The organism is Pseudomonas reactans, from assembly GCF_013385825.1.
Taxonomy (GTDB): Bacteria; Pseudomonadota; Gammaproteobacteria; order Pseudomonadales; family Pseudomonadaceae; genus Aquipseudomonas; species Aquipseudomonas reactans.
Genome location: NZ_JACAPG010000004.1, coordinates 36,369 through 62,199, shown reverse-complemented (window position 1 = coordinate 62,199; position 25,831 = coordinate 36,369). Strand labels below are relative to the sequence as shown.

At 61.3% G+C, this 25,831-nt stretch carries 26 protein-coding genes; 13 read left to right on the top strand and 13 right to left on the bottom strand.

Features of this window, described 5'->3' with window-relative positions:
- Positions 1-398 precede the first annotated feature (398 nt).
- Together HX868_RS04735 and cysZ are read right to left on the bottom strand one after the other, a co-directional pair.
- Positions 399-1,577, bottom strand: a complete 1,179-nt coding sequence (locus tag HX868_RS04735; RefSeq protein ID WP_177002080.1) for a glycosyltransferase family 4 protein — start codon at positions 1,575-1,577, stop codon at positions 399-401.
- 54 nt (positions 1,578-1,631) lie between these two features.
- Entirely contained in the window at positions 1,632-2,399 is a 768-nt protein-coding gene (gene cysZ, locus HX868_RS04730; RefSeq protein ID WP_177002079.1) for a sulfate transporter CysZ, read from the bottom strand.
- A gap of 283 nt (positions 2,400-2,682) precedes the next feature.
- On the opposite strand from cysZ, the gene trxB reads away from it, so the two are divergent.
- Positions 2,683-3,645: a thioredoxin-disulfide reductase gene (gene trxB / locus HX868_RS04725; protein WP_016976180.1), complete on the top strand. Its 963-nt coding sequence runs from the start codon at positions 2,683-2,685 to the stop codon at positions 3,643-3,645.
- A gap of 57 nt (positions 3,646-3,702) precedes the next feature.
- Here the strand turns inward: trxB and HX868_RS04720 are convergent, their stop codons facing one another.
- From HX868_RS04720 to HX868_RS04695, 6 genes are read right to left on the bottom strand one after another with little or no spacing between them, the layout of a single operon-like run.
- Positions 3,703-4,041, bottom strand: a complete 339-nt coding sequence (locus HX868_RS04720) for a HopJ type III effector protein (RefSeq protein WP_177002078.1) — start codon at positions 4,039-4,041, stop codon at positions 3,703-3,705.
- The gene (locus HX868_RS04715) at positions 4,034-4,330 is read right to left on the bottom strand and encodes a DUF1244 domain-containing protein (RefSeq protein WP_010206472.1); all 297 of its coding nucleotides are present in this window, start codon (positions 4,328-4,330) and stop codon (positions 4,034-4,036) included. The genes HX868_RS04720 and HX868_RS04715 overlap by 8 nt, the downstream gene beginning before the upstream one ends.
- A 22-nt stretch (positions 4,331-4,352) precedes the next feature.
- On the bottom strand, positions 4,353-4,724 hold the full coding sequence (gene folX / locus HX868_RS04710; protein WP_003176029.1) for a dihydroneopterin triphosphate 2'-epimerase: 372 nt from the start codon (positions 4,722-4,724) through the stop codon (positions 4,353-4,355).
- 2 nt (positions 4,725-4,726) lie between these two features.
- The gene (gene folE / locus HX868_RS04705) at positions 4,727-5,281 is read right to left on the bottom strand and encodes a GTP cyclohydrolase I FolE (protein ID WP_016976178.1); all 555 of its coding nucleotides are present in this window, start codon (positions 5,279-5,281) and stop codon (positions 4,727-4,729) included.
- A 20-nt stretch (positions 5,282-5,301) separates the two neighbouring features.
- A complete protein-coding gene (gene folM, locus HX868_RS04700) occupies positions 5,302-6,012 on the bottom strand; it encodes a dihydromonapterin reductase (RefSeq protein WP_177002077.1) in 711 nt (236 codons plus the stop codon).
- A 57-nt stretch (positions 6,013-6,069) separates the two neighbouring features.
- On the bottom strand, positions 6,070-6,630 hold the full coding sequence (locus HX868_RS04695; RefSeq protein ID WP_177002076.1) for an antibiotic biosynthesis monooxygenase: 561 nt from the start codon (positions 6,628-6,630) through the stop codon (positions 6,070-6,072).
- Between the two features lie 215 nt (positions 6,631-6,845).
- On the opposite strand from HX868_RS04695, the gene HX868_RS04690 reads away from it, so the two are divergent.
- A complete protein-coding gene (locus tag HX868_RS04690; RefSeq protein WP_177002075.1) occupies positions 6,846-7,790 on the top strand; it encodes a MerR family transcriptional regulator in 945 nt (314 codons plus the stop codon).
- A gap of 2 nt (positions 7,791-7,792) precedes the next feature.
- Here the strand turns inward: HX868_RS04690 and HX868_RS04685 are convergent, their stop codons facing one another.
- Both HX868_RS04685 and HX868_RS04680 read right to left on the bottom strand, forming a co-directional pair.
- The gene (locus HX868_RS04685; protein ID WP_177002074.1) at positions 7,793-8,398 is read right to left on the bottom strand and encodes a hypothetical protein; all 606 of its coding nucleotides are present in this window, start codon (positions 8,396-8,398) and stop codon (positions 7,793-7,795) included.
- A 58-nt stretch (positions 8,399-8,456) separates the two neighbouring features.
- Positions 8,457-8,924: a PAS domain-containing protein gene (locus HX868_RS04680; protein WP_038842203.1), complete on the bottom strand. Its 468-nt coding sequence runs from the start codon at positions 8,922-8,924 to the stop codon at positions 8,457-8,459.
- Positions 8,925-9,062: 138 nt separating this feature from the next.
- On the opposite strand from HX868_RS04680, the gene HX868_RS04675 reads away from it, so the two are divergent.
- Positions 9,063-9,518, top strand: coding sequence for a flavodoxin (locus tag HX868_RS04675; protein ID WP_177002073.1), 456 nt, complete (start codon positions 9,063-9,065; stop codon positions 9,516-9,518).
- Here the strand turns inward: HX868_RS04675 and HX868_RS04670 are convergent.
- Complete coding sequence (locus HX868_RS04670) at positions 9,499-10,395, bottom strand: LysR family transcriptional regulator (protein ID WP_033896202.1); 897 nt, start codon at positions 10,393-10,395, stop codon at positions 9,499-9,501. The two genes, HX868_RS04675 and HX868_RS04670, sit on opposite strands and share 20 nt — an antisense overlap.
- Positions 10,396-10,493: 98 nt before the next feature.
- Here HX868_RS04670 and HX868_RS04665 point away from each other — a divergent pair, with 98 nt between their 5' ends.
- The 8 genes from HX868_RS04665 to HX868_RS04630 all read left to right on the top strand — a co-directional run bounded on the left by HX868_RS04665 (position 10,494) and on the right by HX868_RS04630 (position 20,791).
- Entirely contained in the window at positions 10,494-10,865 is a 372-nt protein-coding gene (locus tag HX868_RS04665) for a CidA/LrgA family protein (RefSeq protein ID WP_177002072.1), read from the top strand.
- The gene (locus tag HX868_RS04660; RefSeq protein WP_033896204.1) at positions 10,855-11,541 is read left to right on the top strand and encodes an LrgB family protein; all 687 of its coding nucleotides are present in this window, start codon (positions 10,855-10,857) and stop codon (positions 11,539-11,541) included. The genes HX868_RS04665 and HX868_RS04660 overlap by 11 nt, the downstream gene beginning before the upstream one ends.
- Before the next feature lie 150 nt (positions 11,542-11,691).
- A complete protein-coding gene (locus HX868_RS04655) occupies positions 11,692-12,474 on the top strand; it encodes a class II aldolase/adducin family protein (RefSeq protein WP_177002071.1) in 783 nt (260 codons plus the stop codon).
- A complete protein-coding gene (locus HX868_RS04650; protein WP_177002070.1) occupies positions 12,474-13,376 on the top strand; it encodes an alpha/beta fold hydrolase in 903 nt (300 codons plus the stop codon). Before HX868_RS04655 ends, HX868_RS04650 begins: the two co-directional genes overlap by 1 nt.
- A 117-nt stretch (positions 13,377-13,493) precedes the next feature.
- A complete protein-coding gene (locus HX868_RS04645) occupies positions 13,494-14,405 on the top strand; it encodes an SDR family oxidoreductase (RefSeq protein ID WP_177002069.1) in 912 nt (303 codons plus the stop codon).
- 499 nt (positions 14,406-14,904) lie between these two features.
- Positions 14,905-16,686 (top strand): DUF1302 domain-containing protein, encoded by a 1,782-nt coding sequence (locus HX868_RS04640; protein WP_177002082.1) that lies wholly within the window; start codon positions 14,905-14,907, stop codon positions 16,684-16,686.
- A gap of 26 nt (positions 16,687-16,712) precedes the next feature.
- Positions 16,713-18,071, top strand: a complete 1,359-nt coding sequence (locus HX868_RS04635) for a DUF1329 domain-containing protein (RefSeq protein ID WP_038842226.1) — start codon at positions 16,713-16,715, stop codon at positions 18,069-18,071.
- Between the two features lie 218 nt (positions 18,072-18,289).
- Complete coding sequence (locus HX868_RS04630; RefSeq protein ID WP_177002068.1) at positions 18,290-20,791, top strand: LuxR C-terminal-related transcriptional regulator; 2,502 nt, start codon at positions 18,290-18,292, stop codon at positions 20,789-20,791.
- On the opposite strand, the gene HX868_RS04625 is transcribed toward HX868_RS04630, so the two are convergent.
- Positions 20,788-21,663 (bottom strand): helix-turn-helix domain-containing protein, encoded by an 876-nt coding sequence (locus HX868_RS04625; protein WP_177002067.1) that lies wholly within the window; start codon positions 21,661-21,663, stop codon positions 20,788-20,790. The genes HX868_RS04630 and HX868_RS04625 overlap by 4 nt on opposite strands.
- Positions 21,664-21,801: 138 nt before the next feature.
- On the opposite strand from HX868_RS04625, the gene HX868_RS04620 reads away from it, so the two are divergent.
- Positions 21,802-22,701, top strand: a complete 900-nt coding sequence (locus tag HX868_RS04620) for a DMT family transporter (protein WP_177002066.1) — start codon at positions 21,802-21,804, stop codon at positions 22,699-22,701.
- Between the two features lie 108 nt (positions 22,702-22,809).
- Here the strand turns inward: HX868_RS04620 and norR are convergent, their stop codons facing one another.
- A complete protein-coding gene (norR, locus tag HX868_RS04615; RefSeq protein WP_177002065.1) occupies positions 22,810-24,333 on the bottom strand; it encodes a nitric oxide reductase transcriptional regulator NorR in 1,524 nt (507 codons plus the stop codon).
- A 147-nt stretch (positions 24,334-24,480) separates the two neighbouring features.
- On the opposite strand from norR, the gene hmpA reads away from it, so the two are divergent.
- The gene (hmpA, locus tag HX868_RS04610; protein ID WP_095013488.1) at positions 24,481-25,662 is read left to right on the top strand and encodes an NO-inducible flavohemoprotein; all 1,182 of its coding nucleotides are present in this window, start codon (positions 24,481-24,483) and stop codon (positions 25,660-25,662) included.
- Positions 25,663-25,831 lie beyond the last annotated feature (169 nt).

Here is a 25,831-nt window from a genome sequence, read left to right as displayed (position 1 = left end):
GACGGTTCCAGCTGTTATCCGGGCGGTTGGGCTGCGGGCGGTTCCAGCCGTGATCGTTCTGTGCACTTGTGGATGTGTGGGCGTTTGCGGGCCCCTGAGTTGGCGTTTGGAGGGACAGGAGTTGCAGTGCCATTGATCCATTTATCCGTGTCGACATAGTGGTCTCTAATAATTTTTCATCATGAGTGACCTGCCTCATCTGGGGGGGCGCCATCAGGAAGACACCCCTCGTTTGGCAGGTGTCATATGGGTGGCGATAATCGGCGCGACGTTCCTGAAATATCCCGTTGTGACATGCCGATTCAGACGGACCTGCGGGAAAATGCCGGGTGTTTAGGCCAATGCACGGGGGCTAGGCTGGCAAGCGGGCGAACCAACCCACATCATTCGCAGATCGTTCAACGAGCATAAGGCACTGTTGACGCGGCCAAATGTTCCTTACACACACCCCGTAACTGCTTCTCGAACTGTTCGATAATGGCTGGCCATCCTTGACGGCTGGCGTGCTGACGAGCATTGAGCCGGACCCTGCGCAGACTCTCTGGTTCTTCCAGCAGCCAGTTGGCGGCATCACAAAATGCCTCCTCATCGCCCGGCATCGCCAACACGCCGTTGTAGCCATGGCGAATATGCTGGGTCGCCGCTGCCTGATCGTAGGCCACCACACCCAACCCCGACGCCATCGCTTCCAGCACCACATTGCCGAAGGTTTCGGTCAGGCTGGGAAACAGGAACACATCGCCTGACGCGTAGTGCCGCGCCAGTTCCTCACCGCGCAAGGTGCCGCAGAAGATCGCCTCCGGCAGTTCTTTCTCCATCGTCGCGCGTTGCGGGCCATCACCGACGATGATCAGCTTCATCTGACGCAGAGGATAGGTGTCCTGCAAGGTCTCGAAGCAGCGCTTGAGCAACCCCAGGTTTTTCTCCTGGGCCAGCCGGCCCACATAGAGCACGGCGGTTTGCTCACTGTTCAGCGCCCAACTTTCCCGCAATGCATTGTCGCGTTTGCCCGGGTGGAACAACTGGCTGTCCACTCCGCGCGCTAACATCCCCAGACGCTCGAAATGCTTGCGCTCCAGCTCCAGGCGCTGGCTGGCGCTGGGTACCAGGGTCAGCGTCGAACGGTTATGGAACCAGCGCAGATAGTGAGTGACCATCCGGCTCAGCATACTCATGCCATATTGGTTCGAGTACTGCTGGAAGTTGGTGTGAAAGCCGCTGACCACGCTGATCCCCAGGCGACGTGCGGCGCGCAGCGCGGACAAACCTAGCGGCCCTTCCGTGGCGATGTACAGCACGTCCGGGCGCTGACGGGTCCAGCGCCGCAGCAATTTGTGCATTGACGACTGCCCCCATTGCAGGCCCGGATAACCCGGCAGCGGCCAGCCACGGCACAGCAACAAGGCGTCGTCGCTGGGGCGGCTCTGATCGACGCCCTGGCGCGGACGCACCAGCTCGACTTGATGGCCACGGGCACGCAAACCCTCGCACAGGCGACCAAGGGTATTGGCCACCCCGTTGATCTCTGGCGGGAAGGTTTCGGTAATGAGGGTGATGTGAAGCGAGGCTGTCGTCATGACCCACAGTGTCGCCGTGGGCCATGTCGTCATTGTGTCATCGAGATGATGGATTTATGACTGGGTCACTTTTTGCTGCTGTGCCATTGCCTCGGCACCTTGCTCACGCACCCAGAACAACGTGGCGCCGGCCACCGCTGCCGGCATCATCAACAGGTTGACCACCGGCACCAGCAGTACCAGATAGACGATCCCGCCGAAGCTCATGCTCTGCCAGCGTTTCTGGCGCAGCCAGGCGAGCATCTCGTTCCAGCCCAGCTTGTGGTTGTCGGCCGGGTAGTCGATGTACTGGATCGCCATCATCCACACGCCGAACAGCAGCCACAGCGGGGCGGCGATCAGGTTGACCACGGGTATGAACGACAGGATAAACAGGCCGATGGCCCGTGGCAGGAAGTAGCCCAGCTTGCGCATTTCCCGTGCCAGGGTGCGCGGGACCATGGCGATCAACTCGCTCCAGCTGAAGGCCGGGAAATCATCGGTGCCGCGTACCACCACTTCCACTTTCTCCGAGAGAAAACCGTTGAAGGGCGCGGCGATAATGTTGGCCAGCATGGTGAAAGTGAAAAACACCATCAGCACCACCAGCACGACGAACAGGGGCCAGAGCAGGTAGTTCAGGAAGCTCAGCCAGCTCGGGAGTGTCGGCATCAAATGATCGACCCACAGGCTGAACTGATGACCGGCGAAATAGATCAAGCCGACAAACAGCACAATGTTGATCGCCAGCGGCAGCAGCACAAACAGGCGCAGGCCGGGGCTCAACACCAGTTTGAGGCCTTCACGCAGGTATTGCGGGCCGGAAAGAGCAGGGGCGGGCATGGAGAACTCCGAACAAAGTGACGAACGCGCCGACCTTACCGGCTTTGTTTGACAGGCGAAAGCGGCGACATCAGTGGTAACAAAGGTGTTGATCAACAGCGGTGACTGCATAGAGACCACCTATGAGCTGGATTGTTATTCCGTATTTCCTTAATCTTGCCCCCCTCGATACGCTGCACCCATTATTTTTCAGGGTCTGCGAGTTGAAGCCTTCCCCAAGTGCTTCGTGGTCCCTTTTTTATTCCAGCCGCCTTGTAGTCTGGGTGGTCGATAGGAGTGAGTCATGTCTGATACCCGTCATTCGCGAGTGATTATCCTGGGTTCCGGCCCTGCCGGTTACAGCGCTGCGGTCTACGCTGCCCGTGCCAACCTCAAGCCGCTGCTGATCACTGGCATGCAGGCGGGTGGTCAACTGACCACCACCACCGAAGTCGACAACTGGCCAGGCGACGTCCACGGCCTGACCGGCCCGGTGCTGATGGAGCGCATGAAAGAACACGCTGAACGTTTTGAAACCGAGATCGTGTTTGACCACATCAACCAGGTCGACTTCTCCAAGAAGCCTTACAGCCTGACCGGCGACAGCGGCGTTTACACCTGTGACGCGCTGATCATCGCTACCGGCGCCAGCGCCCGCTACCTCGGCCTGCCATCGGAAGAAGCGTTCATGGGCAAAGGCGTTTCCGCCTGCGCGACCTGCGACGGTTTCTTCTACCGCAACAAGCCGGTCGCCGTAGTCGGTGGTGGCAACACCGCGGTGGAAGAAGCACTGTACCTGGCCAACATCGCCAGCACCGTGACCCTGGTTCACCGCCGCGAGACCTTCCGCGCCGAGAAGATCCTGATCGACAAGCTGCACGCCCGTGTGGCCGAGGGCAAGATCATCCTCAAGCTCAACGCCACCCTGGACGAAGTCCTGGGCGACAACATGGGCGTGACCGGTGCCCGCCTGAAGAACAACGACGGCAGCTTCGACGAGCTGAAGGTCGACGGCGTGTTCATCGCTATCGGCCACACCCCGAACACTTCGTTGTTCGAAGGCGTGCTGGAAGCCAAAGACGGTTACCTGGTGGTGCAGGGCGGCCGTGAAGGCAACGCGACTGCCACCAACATCGAAGGTATCTTCGCTGCCGGTGACGTGGCCGACCACGTCTACCGCCAGGCCATCACCTCGGCTGGCGCCGGTTGCATGGCGGCACTGGATGCCGAGCGTTACCTCGACGGTCTGCAGAACGCTTCGTTCTGAATCCGCTGAACTAAAAAAACCGGCTGCGAGGCCGGTTTTTTTATGAGCAGGATTTGATCAGCGACGGGTCAGTGGCTGTGCGCTGAACTTCACACCGGCCAATCCATTCGCAATCAGCGCACGGATGTTGCCGTGATCGCTGCCCTCAGGCGTCGCCACTACCGAGCGGTAATGCTCACCAAACGCCAGCAGTGTTTCTTGATCGCTGAGACCTTCCAGCAGCGCTAGGCCCAGGGTCTTGCATGACCCTTCGTTCTGCCCGGCAGCATTTTCCACTTCGCCATTGGTGAACGCTTGCGGTTGGTAGTCGTAACCAGCAGCGACAAACGCCAGGGTATCGGCAAAAACATGTTCGCCACTGTTGAGGCTGGCGCGCAGGGTGTTCAAATCAGTCATGGGTTTTTCCTTTGGCGAACGCCGCCTGTTGGTCGGCGCTGGCTTCTTTCTGGTATTGGGCTTTCCACTCGGCGTACGGCATGCCGTACACCACTTCACGGGCGTCATCGAGGCTCAGCTCGATCTGGCGCTCGTCCGCCTCGGCCTTGTACCACTTGGACAAGCAGTTGCGGCAGAAGCCCGAGAGGTTCATCAGGTCGATGTTCTGCACATCCTTGCGGCTGTCCAGGTGCGCCACCAGCCGGCGGAAGGCGGCGGCTTCGAGTTCGAGGCGTTGTTGGTCGTTCATAGGCTCACTGACAATTCAGGGGTTAACGGCTGGCCGCCAGGGTAATCGAAACCGACTCGGCAAAGCGCAATGCATGGGGCTTGTCCACTTCGACTTCGGCGTACAGCACAGACTCATTGCTCATCACCAGATCCAGCAGCTCCTGGGTCAGGCGCTCCAGCAGGGCAAAGCGGTTGCCCTCGACGTGGGCGATGATCGCCTTGGTGATGGTGCGGTAGTTCAGCGCGTGGTCAATGTCGTTGTCGCGCACGGCTTCCTGGGCGGCATACAGGATGGTCAGGTTGATCAGCACATCCTGCTTGTTGAGGATTTCGTCCTCGTTGATGCCGATGTACGTGCGCAGGCACAGGTCCTTGACCCGGATGCGCGCCATGCCTGGTTGAAGTTGTGGCATTGCTACTTGCTCCGTCCGATCAGTTGCAGGAACTCCATGCGCGTGGTGTTCGACTCGCGGAACGCGCCGAGCATCACCGAGGTGTTCATGGTTGAATTCTGTTTTTCCACGCCGCGCATCATCATGCACATGTGCTGGGCCTCGATCACCACGGCCACGCCGGCAGCCTGGGTCACGTCCTGGATCGCGTCGGCGATCTGCCGGGTGAGGTTTTCCTGGATCTGCAGGCGCCGGGCGAACATGTCGACGATGCGCGCCAGTTTCGACAGGCCCAGCACCTTGCCGGTGGGGATATAGGCCACATGGGCCTTGCCGATGAAGGGCAGCAGGTGGTGCTCGCACAACGAGTACAACTCGATGTCCTTGAGGATCACCATCTCGTCATTGTCGGAGGTGAACAGCGCACCGTTGACGATCTCGTCCAAGCTCTGCTCATAGCCGTGACACAGGTACTGCATGGCCTTGGCGGCGCGCTTTGGGGTGTCGAGCAAGCCTTCGCGCTCCGGGTCTTCGCCCAGGCCTTTGAGGATCTCGCGGTAGTGATGGGGCAGGGTCATACAACATCCTCACAAACGGCTTACTTGATATGCCGCCCGCCGTTGACGGTCAGGGTGGTACCGGTGACATAGGGGTTATCCAGCAAATAGCGCACGCTCTGGTAGATCACCTCGGGGCCGGGTTCGATGCCCAGTGCCGACTTGGCCAGTACCTTGGCGCGGTAGGCTGCGTCGTCGCCGTCGTTGAACATCACCATCGCCGGAGCAATGCCATTGACCTTGATCGACGGCGCGAACTGCGCGGCAAACGACAACGTGAGGCTGTCGAGGCCGGCCTTGGTGGCGCAATAGGCGATGTGCTGGCGGCTGCCCTTGCGCACCACGTCATCGCTGATGTGCACGATGTCGGCAGGGGAAGAGCGTTGCAGCAAAGGTGAACAATGCAGGTTGATCAAGTACGGCGCAAGCATGTGCACGCTGAACATGTCGGTAAAGGCGCGACTTTCTTCGTCGGGCGTTTCGGCGATCCAGGCCGAGGCGTTGTGAATGATCGCGCGCAGGCGCTGGGTATGGGTGTTCAGCTCCGCGATAAACGCCAGGATGCCGGCCTCACTGGAGAAGTCGGCAAACACCCCGATCGCTCCGCGTTCGCGCAGGGCCTGTACGCCGGGCCGTTCGCTGCGGTAGCTGAAAATCACCGGATGGCCGTCGTCCAGCAGGCGCTGGGCGCAATGCAGGCCGACCCGCTGGCCGGCGCCGGTGATCAGGATCGGGGCGTTCGTTGCAGTCATGGGAGGCTCAAGTCGCTGGCAGATTGAAACTATACCAGCGACCGGGCGCCCCTGTACTCAAGCAGCGGCTTCGCCGGCCTTGCGTGGGGTCGGAACAGGATGCAGCCAATTGGCCAACAGATGGGTCGACAGCGGGATGAACCAATACACCATCAGAGGCGTAAGGGCCATGGTGCTGACCAGTACGCGCGGCGCCAGGTCGAGCCCGTTGAGCAAGGGACCCAGGACAAAGTTGAACAGCAGCGACACCGGGAAAAACGCCAACCAGATCGCCACCGCCTGCTTCCAGCGCGGAGGGCGCGCTCCGACCGCGCCGAACCAGCCATCGATACCGCGTACGCGGTGCTCGGACGGGTTGGCAAACAGCTCGCTGCCACGGCTCAACCAGGCACTGCGGGAGGCCGAAAACTCCCAGGCATGCAGGGTCTTTTCATCGGCGAAGCGGAAAATGATCTGGAATTCATCATCGTTGGGCGGCGGTGCAAGGACGCCTGAGCCCAGGTAGCCGGGAAAATCCGTGGCCAATTGCTCGCCTTCGCGCAGCCAGGCCATCAGTTCTTCGTAGCGACCCTTGGCCACGCGGCGCGCAACCATCAGGGTGACGGGAGAGGTAGACATTGTGTATCTCCAAATAAGCGAGTGCGCTGGGCCGGGTAGGCGGCACACAAACGAGGCTGCGGGGTGGTGCAGCGACGTAGAAAAAACAGGCAAGGATTATTCCTGTTTTAACGAAATACGCCAGATACTTTGGTCGGTTCGTCGTGCAGCTTGTGTCGATCCGCTGAAAAAGCGTTAAATTGGATCCAAATCGACACGGATGTTTTTGACCTCTGATGCCCGAAACTATTGCTCCTCAACGCGAAACGACTTCCGACAACGGCAGCGTTTGCGGCGATCTTTTCCCTATCCGCGAAGTCGCTCGGCTGACCGGCGTAAACCCAGTCACCTTACGTGCCTGGGAACGACGCTATGGTCTTATCCAGCCCACTCGCACCGAAAGTGGGCATCGGTTGTACTCGCGTGACGATATTGACACCGTGCACCAGATTCTCGATTGGATCGAACGTGGCGTCGCCGTGAGCAAGGTGGGCAGGATTCTTGCGCGCGACGAGCTGCTCAGCGAACCTGGCGCCGGCCCTGGCGTGGAGTGGGAGCAGTGGCACGGGCAATTGCGCCAGGCAATCAGCGCGTTCGATGACCGCCAATTGGATCGTTTGTACGGCCAGATCTTTTCCGCCTATCCCCTCGCCGTGGTGTTCCAGGACATTCTCATGCCGCTCTGGCAGGCGTTGTTGCGTCACCAAGGCCGCTTTGGCCAGGCCAGCGAGTGGCTGTTCTTCGATAATTTCCTGCGCTCGCGTACGGCGCAACGTTTGCAGATGGCTGCCGCTGCGCCGGTGCCCCGGGTATTGCTGGCCGCCGTTGCCGGGGAGTGCCGCGAGCTGGAGTTGCTGGTCGCGGGCTTGCTGATGTCGGGGGAGAAACAGGCGGTCAAGGTCTTGGGCGTGGGCCAGCCATTCGATGAGTTGACCCTGATCTGTGAAAAGACCCAGCCCCAAGCCTTGGTGCTGTTTTCCAATCGCGCCCCCGGCAGTGAGTTGCCGTTGCGGCTCAGGCGTCTGGCGCTGACCCTGAATTGCCCGCTGCTGTTGGCCGGCGATGCAGCGGACTTGGCGCAGGAAAGCCTCGCCGGTTCATCAATCGGCTGCCTGGGTAATGAAGGCCGGTTGATGCAGCGCCGCTTGCAGCAGTTTCTGGGCGGTGGCCTGGATACCTGATCTCAGGCGTGGACTTCAGGATGGACCAGGCGGTGCTGGTGCAGGATGAACTGGCGCAGGCGCTCGGTTTCGTCGACGTCGCCCTGGCTCAGCCGATAGGCGAACAGCCCGCGTGCGGTTTCCCGTTCGAAGGTTCCGCGCAACGCAATGCGCTCGTAACCTGAAGGACTGAACCACAGGGAAAAGGTTTTCGGCGGCTTGACCCGGCCCCGAATCTCCACCAGCACACCCTTGAACGACACCTCATGCACCCACAGGGCACCTGGGGTACCCCTGACATTCTCCAGCGCCACCGGCGTTTCAAGTGCCAGGCGCCACGGCCGGATCATCGGACCGTCTTCGAAAATACTCGGTACGCCCAGACGCAGATGAACGGCGTGAAACTCATCTTCCACCAGGTGCAGTGGGAAGGTCAGTTGCTGGTTGTCGAACTGCGCCTGGATGGTGACGTGGTCGTGAGCGGCCAGTCGCGTGAGCAAATCGCGAATTTGCGCACCGCCGTTGACCGTCAGGCTCGACGACGCATCCCGCAGATTCAACTGCGGGTTGTGTTGCATGGTCTGGATAAAGTCCAGCTCGTCCTGTGTCAGGAGTGCGTCGCGTTGCATGAGGCTTGCTCGGTGGGTAGGCATTAAATTGCCATTATCCTCTTAATGACCGTTTTTTCTAATTATTGTTAGCTCCACTCGTCGTTTTGAGTGTGGCCAGTTCGGCCTTGAGTTCGGCCACCTGGGCTTCCAATTGAGCCACGCGCTGTTGGGTCTTGACCTGAACCGTCACGTCCTTTTGCACGCCGACGAAATACGTCTGTTTGTCCGCGGGGTTGTAAGTGGTGGATAACGACAATTCATTCCAGAAAGGCGTGCCGTCCTTGCGGTAGTTACGTAGGGTCTCTCGGCAGTTGACGCCGGCCCTGAGCGCTTCACGAATGGCGATCAGGCCCGATTGATCACGGTCACCGGATTGCAGGAAACGGCAATCCTGATAAAGGATCTCGTCGCGGGTGTAGCCGGTCATCCGCTCGAAAGCCGGGTTGACGTAGATCAGCGGCAGGTCCTTGCCTTCCCGTTCAGCGATTACGATGCCGTCATTCGAAGCGTCGATGACCATTTGCATCAATTGAGCATTAATCATGCAGGGGAATCCATCCATTTGAGATGTCGCAAGTCTAAGGCAGCGCAGTCATCTTTCCAGTGGGTCGCGACGTTTTTTTGATGAGCTCGGTTGAGCTGCTAATATCCCACGCTTTCGCTCAACTACAGGATCAGATTGATGAAAGTCGCCATCCTTTCCGGCTCGGTCTACGGCACCGCTGAAGAAGTTGCCCGCCACGCTGCCGATATCCTCAAGGCCGCCGGCTTCGAGGCCTGGCACAATCCCCGCGCAACGCTGGCGGATGTGCAAGCGTTCGGCCCCGAGGCGTTTTTGGCGGTGACGTCCACCACCGGCATGGGCGAGTTGCCCGACAACCTGCAGCCCCTGTATTCGATGATTCGTGATCAACTGCCTGCCGCCTGGCGTGGCTTGCCCGGTGCGGTGATCGGCCTGGGTGACGCCAGCTATGGCGACACCTTCTGCGGCGGCGGCGAGCAAATGCGCGAGCTGTTTGGCGAACTCGGCGTGCGCGAAGTGCTGCCGATGCTGCGCCTGGACGCCAGCGAGAGCGTCACCCCGGAAGCCGACGCCGAACCGTGGCTGGCCGAGCTGGTCACTGCACTGCGCGGCTGACCGGAAATTCTCGCAGCAACGCCAGCCAGGCCTGTGCTGCCTTCGACAGATAGGCGCCCGCACGCCAGGTAAACGCAATGTCCCAGCGCAGGTCGTCGGGTGCCTTGAGCGTCAGGCGCACCACGCCCGGTCGCACCAGCCCACGGGCAACCACGCTGGGCAACAGCACCACGCCCTGGCCGGCCGCGACGAGGGCGGCAAGGAAGTCTGCCTGGCCGCTACGGCCGATTTCCCTCGGGGTGAAGCCCACCTGCTGGCAGGCCTGGATCAGCCGATCATTGAGCACAAAGCTGCGCTGGTACATCAGGAACGGCGTGTCCGCCAGTTCCTCCAGGCGCACCTGGGCGTTCTGTGCCAGCGGGTGATCCATCGGCAGCAAGGCGTCGAGCGGCTCATCGCAGAAGGCTTGCCGGGCGAAGGCTGGATCACTGGAATTCAGGCAGCCACCCACATCCAGTTCACCATTGAGAATCGCCTGTTCGATCGTGCGGCTACCGCCTTCCAGCAACTGGATGGTGACCTTCGGGTAGCGCCTGCGGTACTCGGCAAACAGTCCCGCAAACAACGTGTCCCCCGCCAATAGCGGCAGGCCCAGGCGCAACTCTCCGCGGGCCAGTTGCTGCATGTCATCCAGCTCACTCAGCAATTCCGTCTGCAAGCGCAGCATGGCTTCAGCCCGCTGCAGCACCACCTCGCCGGCGGCGGTCAGGCGGATGTGTGAGCCGGTGCGCTCCAACAGCGGTGTGCCCAGGCTCTGCTCCAGTTGCGCCACTTGTTTGCTGACGGCGGATTGACTGATGTGCAGCGTTTTTCCCGCTTGAGTGAAGCCACCGCGGTGGATCACTTCGACAAAACTGCGCAGCTGTTTGAATTCCATGATCAGGATTCCCATTTGGAATAGCTGGCAGTCTAACAATTCGCTGTGGGGATGGGGTGTGCCTCTCTAAAATGAAGGCCTGCGAGGAACCAAAGCCCATGAAGCGTTTCACCCGTCTGTTGATTGAATTGGTCGTGCTGTTGGCCATTTACCTGCTCGGTTGCCAATTGGCCGTGTGGCTGGCGTGGCCGATCCCTGGCGGCGTGGTGGGGCTGGGCCTGCTGCTGGCAAGTTTTGCCAGTGGCCTGGTCAAGCCGGCGGCCCTGCAATTGGGCGCCGGTGTGTTGATGGCTGAAATGTTGCTGTTCTTCATTCCTGCGCTGATGAGCCTGCTGGACTACGGCGGCCTGTTGCGCAATGACGGCTGGCGCATCCTGCTGGTGATTGGCTTCAGCACGCTTGCGGTGATGTTGGTGACCGCGTTCACCGTCGAACTGGTGTGCCGCTGGAGGCTGCGCCATGAAGCTTGAGCTGATGCCGGTGTTCTGGCTCGCCTTGACCTTGGGCGCGTATGTCTTCAGCCGGTGGATCTACCGTCGCACCGGACGTTACCTGTTGTCGCCGCTGATCCTGGTGCCGGTACTCTTGCTGGCCGTGGCGGTGCCGATGAACACCGCCTACGCGGAATACTCCGCTGACACCCATTGGTTGATGCTGGTGCTGGGCCCGGTGACCGTGGCCTTCGCGGTGCCGATCTGGCAGCAGCGCACGTTGCTGGCGCGTTACTGGTCGGCCTTGTTGCTGGGCATGATCGCCGGCAGCGTGGCCTCCATCGCCACCTCATTCGGCTTGGCCAAAGCGCTGGCGTTGGACACCTCGGTGACGATGTCCCTGGTGCCGCGCTCCATCACCACACCGTTCGCCATGCCCGTGTCGTCCGACCTCGGTGGCGTGCCGGAACTGACGGCCGTGTTCGTGATGTTCACCGGCGTGTTCGGCGCCATGCTTGGCGGCGTGCTGCTCAAGTGGTTGCCATTGCGCACACCCTTGGCGCGCGGCGCGCTGTTCGGCGTGGGCGCTCACGGCGCGGGCGTGAGCCGAGCACACGAAGTGGGCGGTGAAGAGGGTTCGGTCGCGGGCTTGGTGATGGTGTTGACGGGCCTGCTCAACCTGTTCGCCGCGCCTTTATTGGCGGCACTTCTCTGACGTCGCATGTACAGATTTAAACTATTCTCAACGCTGACTCGTACGGTCATCAAGCTGGCTGCCAAGGCAACTACGGCGGCCACGACGTCTGACTAGACTGGCCCATCACTCAAAAAAACAACAAGAAAATGCGCCAAGGAGGTCGTTGCCGTGAGCCTAGCCCCCGTTCTATCGTCACAGAATGTCAAAGATCAGGTCAGCGCTGCCGAATGGCAGACCCGTGTCGACCTGGCTGCCTGCTACCGCCTGGTGGCGATGCATGGTTGGGATGACCTGATCTTCACCCATATCTCGGCCAAGGTGCCGGGCACTGATGACTTCCTGATCAACCCCTATGGGCTGATGTTCCACGAGATCACCGCGTCGAGCCTGGTCAAGGTCGACCAGGCCGGCAACAAGCTGATGGACAGCCCCTACGAGATCAACCCGGCGGGCTACACCATTCACAGCGCCATCCACGAAGTGCGCCACGACGTGACCTGCGTGCTGCACACCCACACCGCTGCCGGTGTGGCGGTGGCGGCGCAGAAGCAAGGCGTGTTGCCGATCAGCCAGCAATCGATATTCGTGCTGTCGAGCCTGGCCTATCACGCCTACGAAGGTGTGGCGCTGAATCACGAAGAGAAGGCCCGCCTGCAGGCCGATCTGGGCGACAACAACTTCCTGATGCTGCACAACCATGGCCTGCTGACCTGCGGCAGCACCATTGCCGATACCTTTTTGATGATGTTCACGTTCCAGCGCGCCTGCGATATCCAGGTGCTGGCGCAAAACGGTGGTGCTGAATTGATCAGCATCGGCCCGCAGATTCTCGCTGGCGTCAAGGCAATGGTGGCGGCTGTCACAAAGAGCGCACAAGGTATGGGGGGCGCGCTGGCCTGGCCGGCGTTGCTGCGCAAGCTGGACACTCAAGACCCTGGGTATAGAAGCTGATGCCACTCGCCGAGATCCCGCTGAGAGCCTGGCGCAAACGCAGCCAGACGTTCGACTTCCATGGCCGCACCATCCGGTATTGGGTGGCGGGGCAGGGCGAGCCGTTGCTGCTGATCCATGGCTTTCCCACCGCCAGCTGGGACTGGCACTACGTGTGGCAGCCCTTGGCCCAGCGCAACTTGGTGATCGCCTGCGACATGCTCGGTTTCGGCGACTCGGCCAAGCCACTCGACCACGGTTACTGCCTGCTGGAGCAGGCGGATTTGCAACAAGCCCTGCTGGAACATTTGCGCGTGGAGCAGCCGGTGCATGTGCTGGCCCACGACTACGGTGACAGCGTCGCCCAGGAACTGCTGGCCCGGCACTACGAAGGGCGCTTTCAGATGGCCAGCTGTGTGTTTCTCAACGGTGGGCTGTTTCCCGAAACCCATCGCCCGGCGCTGGTACAGAAGCTCTTGCTGAGCCCACTGGGCTGGATGATCGGTCGTGCCTTTGGGCGCAATGCCTTGGCGAACAGTTTCAGCCAGATCTTCGGCCCCAACACCCGCCCCAGCGAAAGCGCTCTGGATGATTTCTGGAGCCTGATCGACTGCCATGACGGCACGCGCATCCTGCACAAACTCATTGCTTACATCCCTCAACGCCGCCGTATGCGTGAGCGTTGGGTGGCAGCGATGCAACAGGGCGATGTGCCGCTACGGGTGATCGATGGCGAAATCGACCCGATTTCGGGCGCTCATATGGTGGAGCGTTACCGCGAGTTGGTGCCCCACGCCGACACGGTGCTGCTGGCCAACATCGGCCACTACCCACAGATCGAGGCGCCGGTGCAGGTGCTCAAGCACTACCTGGCGTTTCGTGATCGGATTGGGCAACCGACATCGCGATTGGCCTATTCCTGAGCTGACGATTATCCCCCAGCCTTATCGAGCACCATTCAGCCCTGGCCGGCTTTATTGTGACCAAAGCTCCCGTGCCTGACACTCGACCCATTCCCATTGTCGCCTTTGGAGTTCGGTATGAGTCAGTCAGTGCAGTTCCAGGATAAGGTCGTGATCGTCACCGGTGCCGGCGGCGGGTTGGGCCGGGCGCATGCGCTGCTGTTCGCGAAACATGGCGCCAAGGTGCTGGTCAACGACCTGGGCGGTTCTACCCAGGGGGAAGGTGCCAATGCCTCGGCTGCCGACCGTGTGGTGGCGCAGATCCGCGAAGCTGGCGGTATTGCTGAAGCCAACCATGACTCTGTCACCGACGGTGACAAGATTGTGCAGAACGCCCTCGATGCGTTTGGCCGTATCGACGTGGTGGTCAACAACGCCGGCATCCTGCGCGACAAGACCTTCCACAAAATGGACGACAGCGACTGGGACCTGGTTTACCGGGTGCATGTCGAAGGCGCCTACAAAGTCACCCGCGCCGCCTGGCCCCATCTGCGCGAGCAGGGTTACGGTCGGGTGATCTTCACCGCGTCCACCTCAGGCATCTACGGCAACTTTGGCCAGTCCAACTACGGCATGGCCAAGCTGGGTTTGTACGGGCTGACGCGGACCCTGGCGTTGGAAGGCCGCAAGAACAACATCCTGGTCAACGCCATCGCCCCCACGGGCGGCACGCGGATGACCGAAGGCCTGATCCCGCCGCAGGTATTCGAGCGGCTCAAGCCGGAGTTGGTCAGCCCGTTGGTGGTGTACCTGGGCAGCGACGCTTGCGAGGAAACCTCGGGGCTGTTTGAAGTGGGCGGTGGCTGGATCGGCAAGACCCGCTGGGAGCGCAGCCTGGGCGTGGGCTTTGATCCGGAAGCGGGCTTCTCGCCCGAAGACGTGGCGGCGCATTGGCAGCAGATTTGCGACTTCGAAGGGGCGGCTCACCCCAAGGACAACATCGAGGCGTTGAAGGAGATGATGGCCAATTTGCAGAAATTCAGCCTGTGATCGTTGCTTGAAAAAGCTTGAATCCTACGGGGCGCTAAGGGCGCCCCGTTTTATTCCAGGCATAAAAAAGGCCGCTGCATAGGCAGCGGCCGAAGTAAGACGTTGGATCAAGGAGCGACAAATCAACGTCAGTGAACACGGGTAACAGACTGAAAACAGGCATCAATCCATTTGAGTCTGGCTTTTCTTCCGGTTGTGTAAGCGGGCCGTTTGCCCTGAAAGCCCGGTAAGAATAGCCGCTTGTAACAAAATGAGTAATGCCGATTCGTGACAAGGACTGTTGCACAATAGGCAACAGTTTCAGCGCTCTCCATACATTCCCCTGATAAGCCACCATCCACCCAATGCATGCCGGTGCCCCAAGCCCAGGCCAGAGCGCCCTGTCATCCTTTCGGGCGACAACACGAATCCCTCCTTGGTGCGCTTATCGCTCCTGATGGGCGGCAGTAGGGTGGGGCCTTCTGTCACTCACCGGGGAAGACGCATGACAAGAACAACAATGCGCGCCATCTTCAGGCCACAGGCGCTGGCCGCTGCGGTTGCGTTGGGGTGCTGTGCCCAGGCACAGGCTGTTTCGTTCAACATTGGCGAGATCGAAGGGCAATTCGATTCCTCGCTGTCGGTGGGCGCGAGCTGGGGCATGCGCGACGCCGATAAAAAGCTGGTGGGCACCGTCAACGGCGGCACTGGCCAGGCGTCTACCGGGGATGACGGTCGCCTGAACTTCAAGAAGGGCGAGACCTTTTCCAAGATCTTCAAGGGTATTCACGACCTGGAACTCAAGTACGGTGACAGCGGCGTGTTCGTGCGGGGCAAGTACTGGTACGACTTCGAGTTGCAGGATGAAGATCGCGAATTCAAACAGATCAGCAATCACCACCGCGATGAAGGTGCGCGGTCTTCCGGCTACGAATTGCTCGATGCCTTCGTCTATCACAACTATTCCATTGGCGATCAGCCAGGGAACGTGCGGCTGGGCAAACAAGTGGTCAGTTGGGGCGAGAGCACCTTTATCGGTAACTCCATCAACAGCATCAACCCCATCGACGTCTCAGCCTTCCGCCGCCCAGGTGCGGAAATCAAGGAAGGGCTGATTCCGGTGAACATGCTGTTCGCCTCCCAGAGCTTGACCAACCAGCTGACAGTGGAAGGTTTTTACCAACTGAACTGGGAAAATACCGTACTGGATAATTGCGGCACATTCTTTGGTGGGGATGTGGCGGCCCACGGCTGTAATGGCAACTACACGGTGGGTAACCCGGCGATTGCGCCGTTGCAGCCAGTGGCGGCACGGTTTGGCCAAGGCTTCGAAGTGACTCCCGAAGGCGTGATTGTGCAGCGCGCGCGTGACCGTGATGCACGCGATTCCGGCCAATTCGGTACGGCGTTGCGCTGGCTCGGGGATGACACCGAGTACGGCCTGTACTTCATGAACTATCACAGCCGCACCCCGACGGTGGGGACGATCACCAACAACTCCAATGCGACGACGATGAACGCCATCCGTGACCTGGCTAACCTCCTGCAGCCGGTCACTCGCCCCGGCGCAGGGCTGGTCACCAGCACGATGCTCGGTCGTGGTCAGTATTACCTTGACTACCCGGAAGACATCCGTCTGTTCGGCGCCAGCTTCTCCACCACCTTGCCCACCGGCACGGCGTGGACCGGCGAGATTAGCTACCGCCCCAATGCCCCGGTGCAACTCAATACCACCGACCTGACCCTGGCGCTGGTCAACCCGACCTCCGGCCAACTGGCCTCGCCAATCCGCAGCAACTTCGGTGACGACAACAAAGGCTACCGCCGCAAGGAAATCACCCAGATCCAAAGCACCATGACCCAGTTCTTTGACCAGGTGCTGGGGGCCGAACGCCTGACGCTGGTTGGCGAGGCTGCGTACGTACACGTCGCCGGGCTGGAAGACAAATCCAAACTGCGCTACGGCCGCGACTCGGTCTACGGTGCCTATGGTTTCCAAGGTGACACCGATGGTTTCGTCACCGCCAATTCCTGGGGTTACCGCGCGCGGGCGATCCTTGACTACAACAACGCGATTTTCGGGGTGAACCTCAAGCCCAACCTGTCCTGGTCCCATGACGTGGCCGGCTACGGCCCCAATGGCCTGTTCAACAAAGGCGCCAAGGCCATCAGCATCGGTGTGGACGCGGACTACCGCAGCACCTACACCGCCAGCCTGAGCTACACCGACTTCTTCGGCGGCGACTACAACACCCTGACCGACCGCGACTTCCTCGCCCTCAGCTTCGGCGCGAACTTCTGACCTGGCTTAAAGAAGGACAAGCATCCATGCGTAAGACAATTGCAGTGTTGGCCCTCAGCCTGTTGGCCACCCACGTGATGGCAGCGGTGTCGCCGGAAGAGGCGGCCAAGCTCGGCACCACCCTGACCCCGGTCGGCGCCGAAAAAGCCGGCAACGCCGACGGCTCGATTCCGGCCTGGACCGGTGGCATCCCGAAAAATGCCGGTGCGGTGGACAGCAAGGGTTTCCTGGCCGACCCGTTCGCCAGTGAAAAACCGCTGTTCGTGATCACCGCAGCCACCGTCGACAAGTACAAGGACAAACTCTCCGACGGCCAGGTGGCGATGTTCAAGCGCTACCCCGAAACCTACAAGATCCCGGTGTACCCAACCCACCGCACGGTCAACCTGCCGCCGGAGATCTACGAGTCGATCAAGCGCAGTGCGCTGAACGTCAAGCCGATCAACGACGGCAATGGACTGGAGGGTTTCACCGGTAATCGCTACTACGCGTTTCCGATTCCGAAGAATGGCGTGGAAGTGCTGTGGAACCACATCACCCGCTACCACGGCGGCAACCTGCGCCGCATCATCACCCAGGCCACGCCGCAGACCAACGGCAGCTACACGCCGATCCGCTTCGAAGAGGAAGTGGCGGTGCCGCAACTGATCCCGGACATGGACCCGGCCAAGGCGGCCAACGTGCTGACCTTCTTCAAGCAATCGGTGACGGCCCCGGCGCGCCTGGCGGGCAACGTGCTGCTGGTGCACGAAACCCTCGACCAGGTGAAGGAGCCGCGCCTGGCGTGGATCTACAACGCCGGCCAGCGTCGCGTACGCCGCGCGCCGCAAGTGGCGTATGACGGGCCCGGCACTGCCTCCGACGGCCTGCGCACCTCGGACAACTTCGACATGTTCTCCGGCGCCCCGGACCGCTACGACTGGAAGCTGGTGGGCAAGAAAGAGATGTACATCCCCTACAACAGCTACAAGCTGGACCAGCCGACACTCAAGTACGACGACATCATCAAGGCCGGCCATATCAACCAGGACCTGACCCGCTATGAGTTGCACCGCGTGTGGGAAGTGGTGGGCACGGTCAAGCCGAGTGAGCGGCACATCTACGCCAAGCGCCACATGTACATCGATGAAGACAGCTGGCAGGTGGCACTGGTGGATCACTACGACGGCCGTGGTCAACTGTGGCGTGTCGCCGAAGGTCATGCGCAGTTCTATTACGACCACCAGACTCCGGCGTACACCGTGGAAACCCTCTACGACATCATCGCCGGGCGCTACATCGCGCTGGGCATGAAGAATGAGGAGAAGAGCAGCTTTGTGTTCGGTTTTGCGGCCAAGGCGGCGGACTACACCCCGGCCGCATTGAGGGCCGAAGGGGTTCGATAACACGACTCTCTGTAGGAGCGAGCTTGCTCGCGAAGAACGTCAATGATGACGCGCGCATCCAGTGTGCACGCGGCGCCTATGAGTTTTTCGCGAGCAAGCTCGCTCCTACAGTGGTCTATGTCCGTTGATCATTGTTCTGAATACTTCTTCAGTAACTGCCAGGGACGGGGCTAGGGTAGGCGCCACGTTGCATAACAATAAAAAAGCAGGATGCAGCAATGACCGCCATGACACGCTGCCTGGACCGTCCTGGATTCATGCCTCGGCTGTCCGCCCATCATTTGTTGCGCCCACGCTTGGCCGAGCCTTTGCTGGCGGCACAGGTCAGGGTCAAGTTGCTGTGCGCGCCCGGCGGCAGTGGCAAGAGCGCGCTGCTCGCCGAGTGCGCGTTGCAGGCACCCAAGGATTGCCCGGTGTACTGGTTGCCGCTCAATGGTGCTGCCCTGAGCCCCCTCGATCTTTGCCAGCGCCTGGCGCAGAACCTGGGTTTGCCGTTCACCGATGAAGCGACCCTGCTGTCGGACCTTGCGCGTTGGCAGGCCCCGGCGTGGGTGTTCCTCGATGACTTCTGCCGCTTGCCCGCGCCGGACACCGACGCTTTGCTCGATCGCCTGTTGACCGCCAGCAGTCCAGCCCTGACCTGGTGGCTGGGCGCGCGGCGCCGGCCACTGTGCAATTGGCCGCGGTTGCTGCTGGACGATGAGCTGCTGGAGTTTGGCGCAGACTTGGCGTTCAGCCCTGCCGAGGTCCAGCAATTGCTCATTCATGCCCCAGGGCAGTCTGTCGACAGCGTGTTGCAGTTCAGTGCCGGCTGGTGTGCCGGCGCGCGCATCGCCTTGCTGGGGGACGGCCACCCGGAAAAAACCCTGCTCGATTACCTGCAACACGAGCTGTTCAGCACCTTGCCACCCGAACTGGCCGAAGCCTGGCGCGTGCTGGCGCATTTGCCGCGCTTCAACGCGGGGTTGTGCGAGCACCTGTTCGGCTTTGGCGACGGTGATCAGTACCTGCACGATCTGCAGGCCCTCGGCGCGTTTGTCCAACCCTGGGAAGACACCGAGTGGCTGCAGGTCTTTCCACCCCTCGCCGATTTGCTGCGTGACGAGCCCTGGCCAGCCAAGCGTTCATGGCATCGCCGCGCCTGCCAATGGTTCACCGCCGAACAGGACTGGCAGGCCGCGTTTGAACACGCCTTGCTCGCCGAAGAATATGAAGTGGCGGTGAGCCTGTTGCAGCACTTCAGTTTTGAAGACCTGTTCCGCCAGCAGAACGCGATGTTGCTGTTGCGCCTGCATGAACAGCAGGGCGATGAGCTGATGCTCGGTTCGGCGCAATTGGTCGGTTTGCTGACGGCGGCGTTGCTGTTCGCCGGGCGCTTTGAGCAAGCTGCGCAATGCATCCATCAACTGGCACGCTTCGCGCCGCAACCGACGGCGGCGCAACAGCGCTACCTGCTGGCGCGCTGGCAGGCGCAATGGGGCTGGTTGCTGCATCTGGGCGGTGATGCCGAGCGCTCTCGCGAGCATTTTCTGGAGGCGCTGCAAGCCTTGCCCGACAGCGCCTGGACGTCGCGGTTGATGTGCCTTTCGGGCCTCACCCAGCAAGCCTTGCTGCGTGGTGAACTGGACGTGGCCCAGGCCCTGAGCCGCGAAGCCTTGTGCCTGGCCCGTGCTCATGGCTCGTTGCTGCTCGAAGCCCTGTTGGAGCTGGATCACGCGCAACTGCTGGAGCAGCGTGGCGCCCCTTATCGGGCGCAAAGCCTGCTGGAAAATGTGCAGGCGATGCTGCTCAAGCAGCGCCTCAAGGCCGGGCCTTTGGTCGGGCGCATCGCCCTGCGGCGCGGGCACTTGGCGTTGCGGCAAGGGCAGGACAGCCTGGCTGCCGAGTGTTTCGAGGCGGGCTTGAAGATGTGCCTGCACAGCCAGGACAAACGCGTGCTTTACGGATTCCTTGGACTGGCTCTGCTGGCCGCCAACCGTGGCGATTACGCCCAGGCCTTTGTGCAACTGCGCGATGCCGAGCGGCTGATGCAACAGCGTCAGGTGCCCGACACGGTGTACCGCGCGGTGTTGCTGCTGGTCAGCGGGCATTTCTGGTTGCAGCAGGGGCGTGCCGAATTGACAGTGGAAGCGGTTCGCCGCGTGCTTCGCCACTTTCGTGGGCCCCAGGCCAGACAGGCACCGCCGGCCACTCTGGAGCTGGTGCCGCGCCTGGAGTACCTGCTGGTGCTGGCTGAAGTGAAGCTGGGTTGCGCCGATCAGCCAGTGGCGCGGCTCACGGCCTTGCTGGACACCACCCGCCAACGCGGCATGCTCTGCCTGGAAACCGAGCTGCACTTGGTGCTGGGCGAAGTGGCCTGGCAAATCGGTGATTCCACGCTGGCGCGCCGCTCGCTGCAAACCGGGCTGGCGTTGGCGGCACGCTGCCAGGTGCAGCAGGCGATTCGTGAACTGCGGTTGCGCTCGCCGGGGTTATTGAGCGAGCTGGGCATGGAGCCGCAAGCGCCAGTGTCAGGTGCGGCAGAAAGCCCACTCAGCCAGCGTGAGCTGGAGGTGCTGCAGTTGATCGCCCTGGGCAATTCCAATCTGGAAATCGCCGACCGGCTGTTTATCTCCCTGCATACGGTCAAGACCCACGCGCGGCGTATCCACAGCAAGCTCGGCGTGGAGCGGCGCACGCAAGCGGTGGCCAAGGCCAAGACATTGGGGTTGATGACCTAGGCGCAAAACGCCTGTCGGTACTCGCCGGGCGTGGCGCCCATGGCTTGGCGGAAGCGATGGGTGAAGTGGCTGGCGCTGGAGAAACCGCACATCAAGGCAATTTCACTCAAGGGCAGGGCGCCACTGCGCAGCAGGGCCTGGGCGCGGGTGAGGCGACGCGCCAGCAGGTATTGGTGCGGCGGCAGGCCGAAGCTTTGGCGGAACATCCGCGCGAAATGGTATTCCGACAGTGCACACATCCCGGCCAATTGGCCCAGGCTGATCGGGTCTTCCAGGTGCTGGTCGATGTACTCCACCAACAGCCGTCGCTGATGCGCCGCCAGCCCGCCTTTCAACCGCAATCCTTCGCGGGCACCCACCTGGCTGAGCAGGGTATGGCTGAGCATTTCGTGGGCCAGGCTGCTGGTCAGCAGGCGTTCGGCGGGTTCGTGCCAGTTCAGTGCGATCAACTGGTGAAAGCGCCGGGCCTGGCTGGCGTCTTCCAGGAAGGTGCTTTCGCGCAATTGCAGGGTGCGCGGTTCGCGGTCGAGCAGGGTGACGCAGCCCAGGGCGAATTGCTCCGGGCTGAAGTACATATGGGCCAGGCGGATTTCGCCGTTGATCACCCAGGCCGACTGATGCTCGGCGGGCAGGATGCACAGCTTGTCGGGCCCGCCCTTGGTGCCGGGCTGGTCGCGCCGAAAGGTGCCGGTGCCGCCGCCGATGTAGCACGACAAGGTGTGATGGCTGGGCGCCTGGTAATCCTGGGCATCGTGATGGTTGCTCCACAAGGCTGCAGACAAGCCGTCACCGAGCTCGGCGCAGGCTTCGAGGCGTGCATTGGGCGAGCGGTTAAGGGCTTGAAAGACTTGCAGGGATTCCAGATCAGGCATGGTTCGTACTCTCCGACGCCTTGCATCCTACTCCGCGCGGTGAGTGCTGTGCGCCCACCGTCCGACAAAAGCGCAAGATTGTGCAAGAGCGTGCCATGAATCGCGGGCCACACTGTGGCTCAATCGATGGAGCCCGCTATGAACCTTTCCCTGTATTTACTCACCGTGCTGATCTGGGGCACCACTTGGATCGCCCTCAAATGGCAGCTGGGCGTGGTGGCGATTCCCGTGTCCATCGTCTATCGCTTCGGCCTGGCGGCGCTGGTGTTGTTTGTGTTGTTGCTGCTCAGCCGCAAGTTGCAGGTGATGAATCGGCGTGGGCATTTGATTTGTGTGGCGCAGGGCCTGTGTCTGTTCTGCGTCAACTTCATGTGCTTCCTTACCGCCAGCCAGTGGATTCCCAGCGGCCTGGTGGCGGTGGTGTTTTCCACGGCCACGCTGTGGAATGCGCTGAATGCCCGGGTTTTTTTCGGCCAGCGGGTGGCGCGCAATGTGTTGATGGGCGGCGGGCTGGGTTTGATGGGCTTGGGCCTGCTGTTCTGGCCGGAACTGGTGGGGCATACCGCCAGCCCGCAGACCTTGCTCGGCTTGGGGTTGGCGTTGCTGGGGACGATGTGTTTCTCGGCCGGCAATATGCTGTCTAGCCTGCAACAGAAGGCCGGGCTCAAGCCGCTGACGACCAATGCCTGGGGCATGGCGTACGGCTCGGCGATGCTGGCGACCTATTGCGCAATGCGTGGGATTCCCTTTGAGATGGACTGGAGCGCGCGGTACATCGGCGCGCTGTGGTACCTAGTGATTCCAGGCTCGGTGATCGGCTTTACTGCCTACCTGACGTTGGTCGGACGCATGGGGCCGGAGCGCGCGGCGTATTGCACGGTGCTGTTCCCGGTGGTAGCGCTAAACGTGTCGGCGTTTGCCGAAGGGTACCAGTGGACTGCACCAGCGCTGGCAGGGTTGGTGTTGGTGATGCTGGGCAATGTGTTGGTGTTTCGTAAGCCCAAGCCGGTCGTGGTTGCCTCACAATCCTTGGCCTGACCCATCAGTGTAGGAGCCGGCTTGCCGGCGATGGCGGTATGTCAGACAGCTTGTCTTTAATTGACCCACCGCTATCGCCGGCAAGCCGGCTCCTACAGCGCGTGGGGGTTATTTGAGGCCGAGGCGCTTGGCCATGCGGCCTAGGTTGGCGCGGTCCAGCCCGAGTTCACGGGCTGCGCTGGCCCAGTTGTGCTGGTGGCGCTCCAGGCAGGCGCTGATGATCTGGCGTTGATAGTGTTCGGTGGCCTGGCGCAGGTCGCCGGTTACGCTGGGCACCGCATCGACCGGTTCGTCGATCACCGGCGCACTGACATCGGGCAGATCCAGGTCCTGGGCGTTCAGGCTCAGAATCTTCGGACGCTCGCGACAGTTTCCCAAGGCTTTCAGCGCGCTGCGTCCGATCAAATGCTCCAGCTCCCGTACATTCCCCGGCCAGTTATAGGCCAGCAGCGCCGCCTGGGCGTCGCTGGTCAGGCGCAGACTGCCCAGGCCCATGCGTGACCTGTTCTGCTCAAGGAAAAAGCCGGCCAGCAGCAGTACATCGCGCCCGCGCTCGCGCAGCGCCGGCACTTGCAGCGGGTAGACGCTGAGGCGGTGATAGAAGTCGGCGCGGTAGCGGCCATTGCGCACTTCGTCGGCGAGGTCGCGGTTGGTGGCGGCGATCAGGCGCACGTCCACCTGGTGTTCCTTGTCCGAGCCCAGGCGTTGCAATTGACCGCTTTGCAGTACTCGCAGCAGCTTGGCCTGCACAGTCAGCGACAGTTCGCCCACTTCATCGAGAAACAGCGTGCCGCCATTGGCCAGTTCGAACTTGCCACGACGTTCGTTCAACGCGCCGGTAAAGGCCCCGCGCACATGGCCGAACAGCTCGCTTTCCACCAGGGTTTCCGGCAGGGCGGCGCAGTTGAGGCTGATCAGCGGTTTATCCGCGCGCGTCGAGGCCGCGTGGATGGCCTGGGCCACCAATTCCTTGCCTACCCCGGTTTCGCCGGTGATCAGCACGGTGAGGTCGCTGCCGCCCACCAGCTTGATCTCTTCTACCAGGCGCTTGTGGGGTTTGCTCTGGCCGATCATCTCCTTGTGCTGCTGGCCGCTGGCCTCGCGGTAGATTTCCGCGCGCAGGGTCAGGCGTTCGATACGCTCAGCCACATTGACGGTGGCGGCGGCGAGGCTGGCGAAGGCTTGCAGGGCGTCCAGTTCCACGCGCTCGAATCGCTCGGTGTCGAGGGCGTCCAGGGTCAGCAGGCCCCAGGGCTGATCGTCGACGAACAGCGGGCAGCCCATGCAATCGTGGACTTCCAGGTGCCCGTGCAGTCCATCGACCAGGCCGTCGTAGGGGTCGGGCAATTCGCTGTCACTGTCAAACCGCGTAGGGCCTGGGCTGCTCAGTAACACGGCAAAGCGCGGGTGTTCGCTGACCTTGAAACGCCGGCCCAGGGTGTCGGCGCTCAAACCGTCGACGGCCAGCGGCACCAGCCATTCGCCGTCCAGGCGCAACAGCGCGGCGGCGTCACAGGGCAGCAAGGCGCGCATGGCTTGTAATAGACGACGATAACGCTCGCCCTCGGGCAGTTCACGGGACAGGTCGGCGACCAGGGGCAGCAGGGTGGTGAGCAGCGATTGCGCAGTCATAATGACTCCTTGTAGTCCTTATGACTATACGTTGCAGGAAGTCATACTGACTACAAATTAAATAAGCTATTGAAATTAAACGATTTATTTTTTGGCACGAATACTGATTAGGTAAAGACAATCAGTAAAGAAGCCCAGGAGGCTCCCATGCTTAGTGCCCAAGACCGTGCCATCGTCAAATCCACCGTGCCCCTGCTGGAAAGCGGCGGCGAAGCGCTGATCACCCATTTCTACCGCATGATGCTTTCCGAGTACCCGGAAGTTCGCCCGCTGTTCAACCAGGCCCACCAGGCCAGCGGCGACCAGCCCCGCGCCTTGGCCAACGGGGTGTTGATGTATGCCCGGCATATCGACCAGTTGGACCAACTGGGCGACCTGGTGGCCAAGATCATTAACAAGCACGTGGCCTTGCAGATCCTGCCGGAGCATTACCCGATCGTCGGCGCCTGCCTGCTGCGCGCGATTTCCGAAGTGCTGGGCAGTGAGATTGCGACGCCCGAGGTGATGAACGCCTGGGGCGCGGCCTATGGCCAACTGGCCGACATCCTGATCGGCGCCGAGGCGGCGATCTATGAAGAGAAAGCGCAGGCCCCGGGTGGCTGGCGGGGGGCGCGGCCGTTCATCATCGTCAAGCGCGTGGTGGAGAGTGACGAGATTATCTCCTTCTACTTTGCCCCGGTGGACAACGGTCCGATTCTTGCCGCTGCACCGGGCCAATACATCGGCATGAGACTGGTGCTGGATGGCGAGGAAGTGCGCCGCAACTATTCGCTGTCAGCCCTGACCGATTCGGGCCTGTACCGCATCAGCGTCAAGCGCGAAGCCGGAGGGCGGGTGTCCAACTACCTGCACGACCAACTGCACGTCGGTGCGACTATTGACCTGTTTCCGCCTTCGGGAGAGTTCACCCTGGCAGCCAGCGACAAACCGCTGGTGCTGATCAGCGGTGGAGTGGGCATCACGCCGACCTTGCCGATGCTCGAAGCCGCCCTGGCTACCCAGCGCCCGGTGCACTTCATCCACTGCGCGCGTAACGGCGGGGTGCATGCGTTCCGTGATTGGGTCGATGCCCTGGCGGCCAAGCACCCACAGCTCAAGCGCTTCTATTGCTACGCCGAGGATGATGGTGTGAGCCCGGCGGCGGACAAGGTGGGTTTGCTCAGCCAGGAACAACTGGCGGCGTGGTTGCCGGAGCAGCGCGACATCGATGCCTACTTCCTTGGCCCTAAAGGCTTCATGGGCGCGATCAAGCGTCATCTCAAGGCCTTGGGTGTGCCAGAGAAGCAAAGTCGCTACGAATTCTTTGGCCCGGCTGCGGCGCTGGAATAACTCCAGCCCTTTGTAGGAGCGAGCTTGCTCGCGAAGATCGCCAACGAAAACGCGCCCGTCCAGAATGAATACGGCGCCCTGGCGTTTTTCGCGAGCAAGCTCGCTCCTACAGAAAGGCGCATTAATCCCCTGTTAACCCCCCTCTGTTTAAACCACTCCCTGTGTGTAA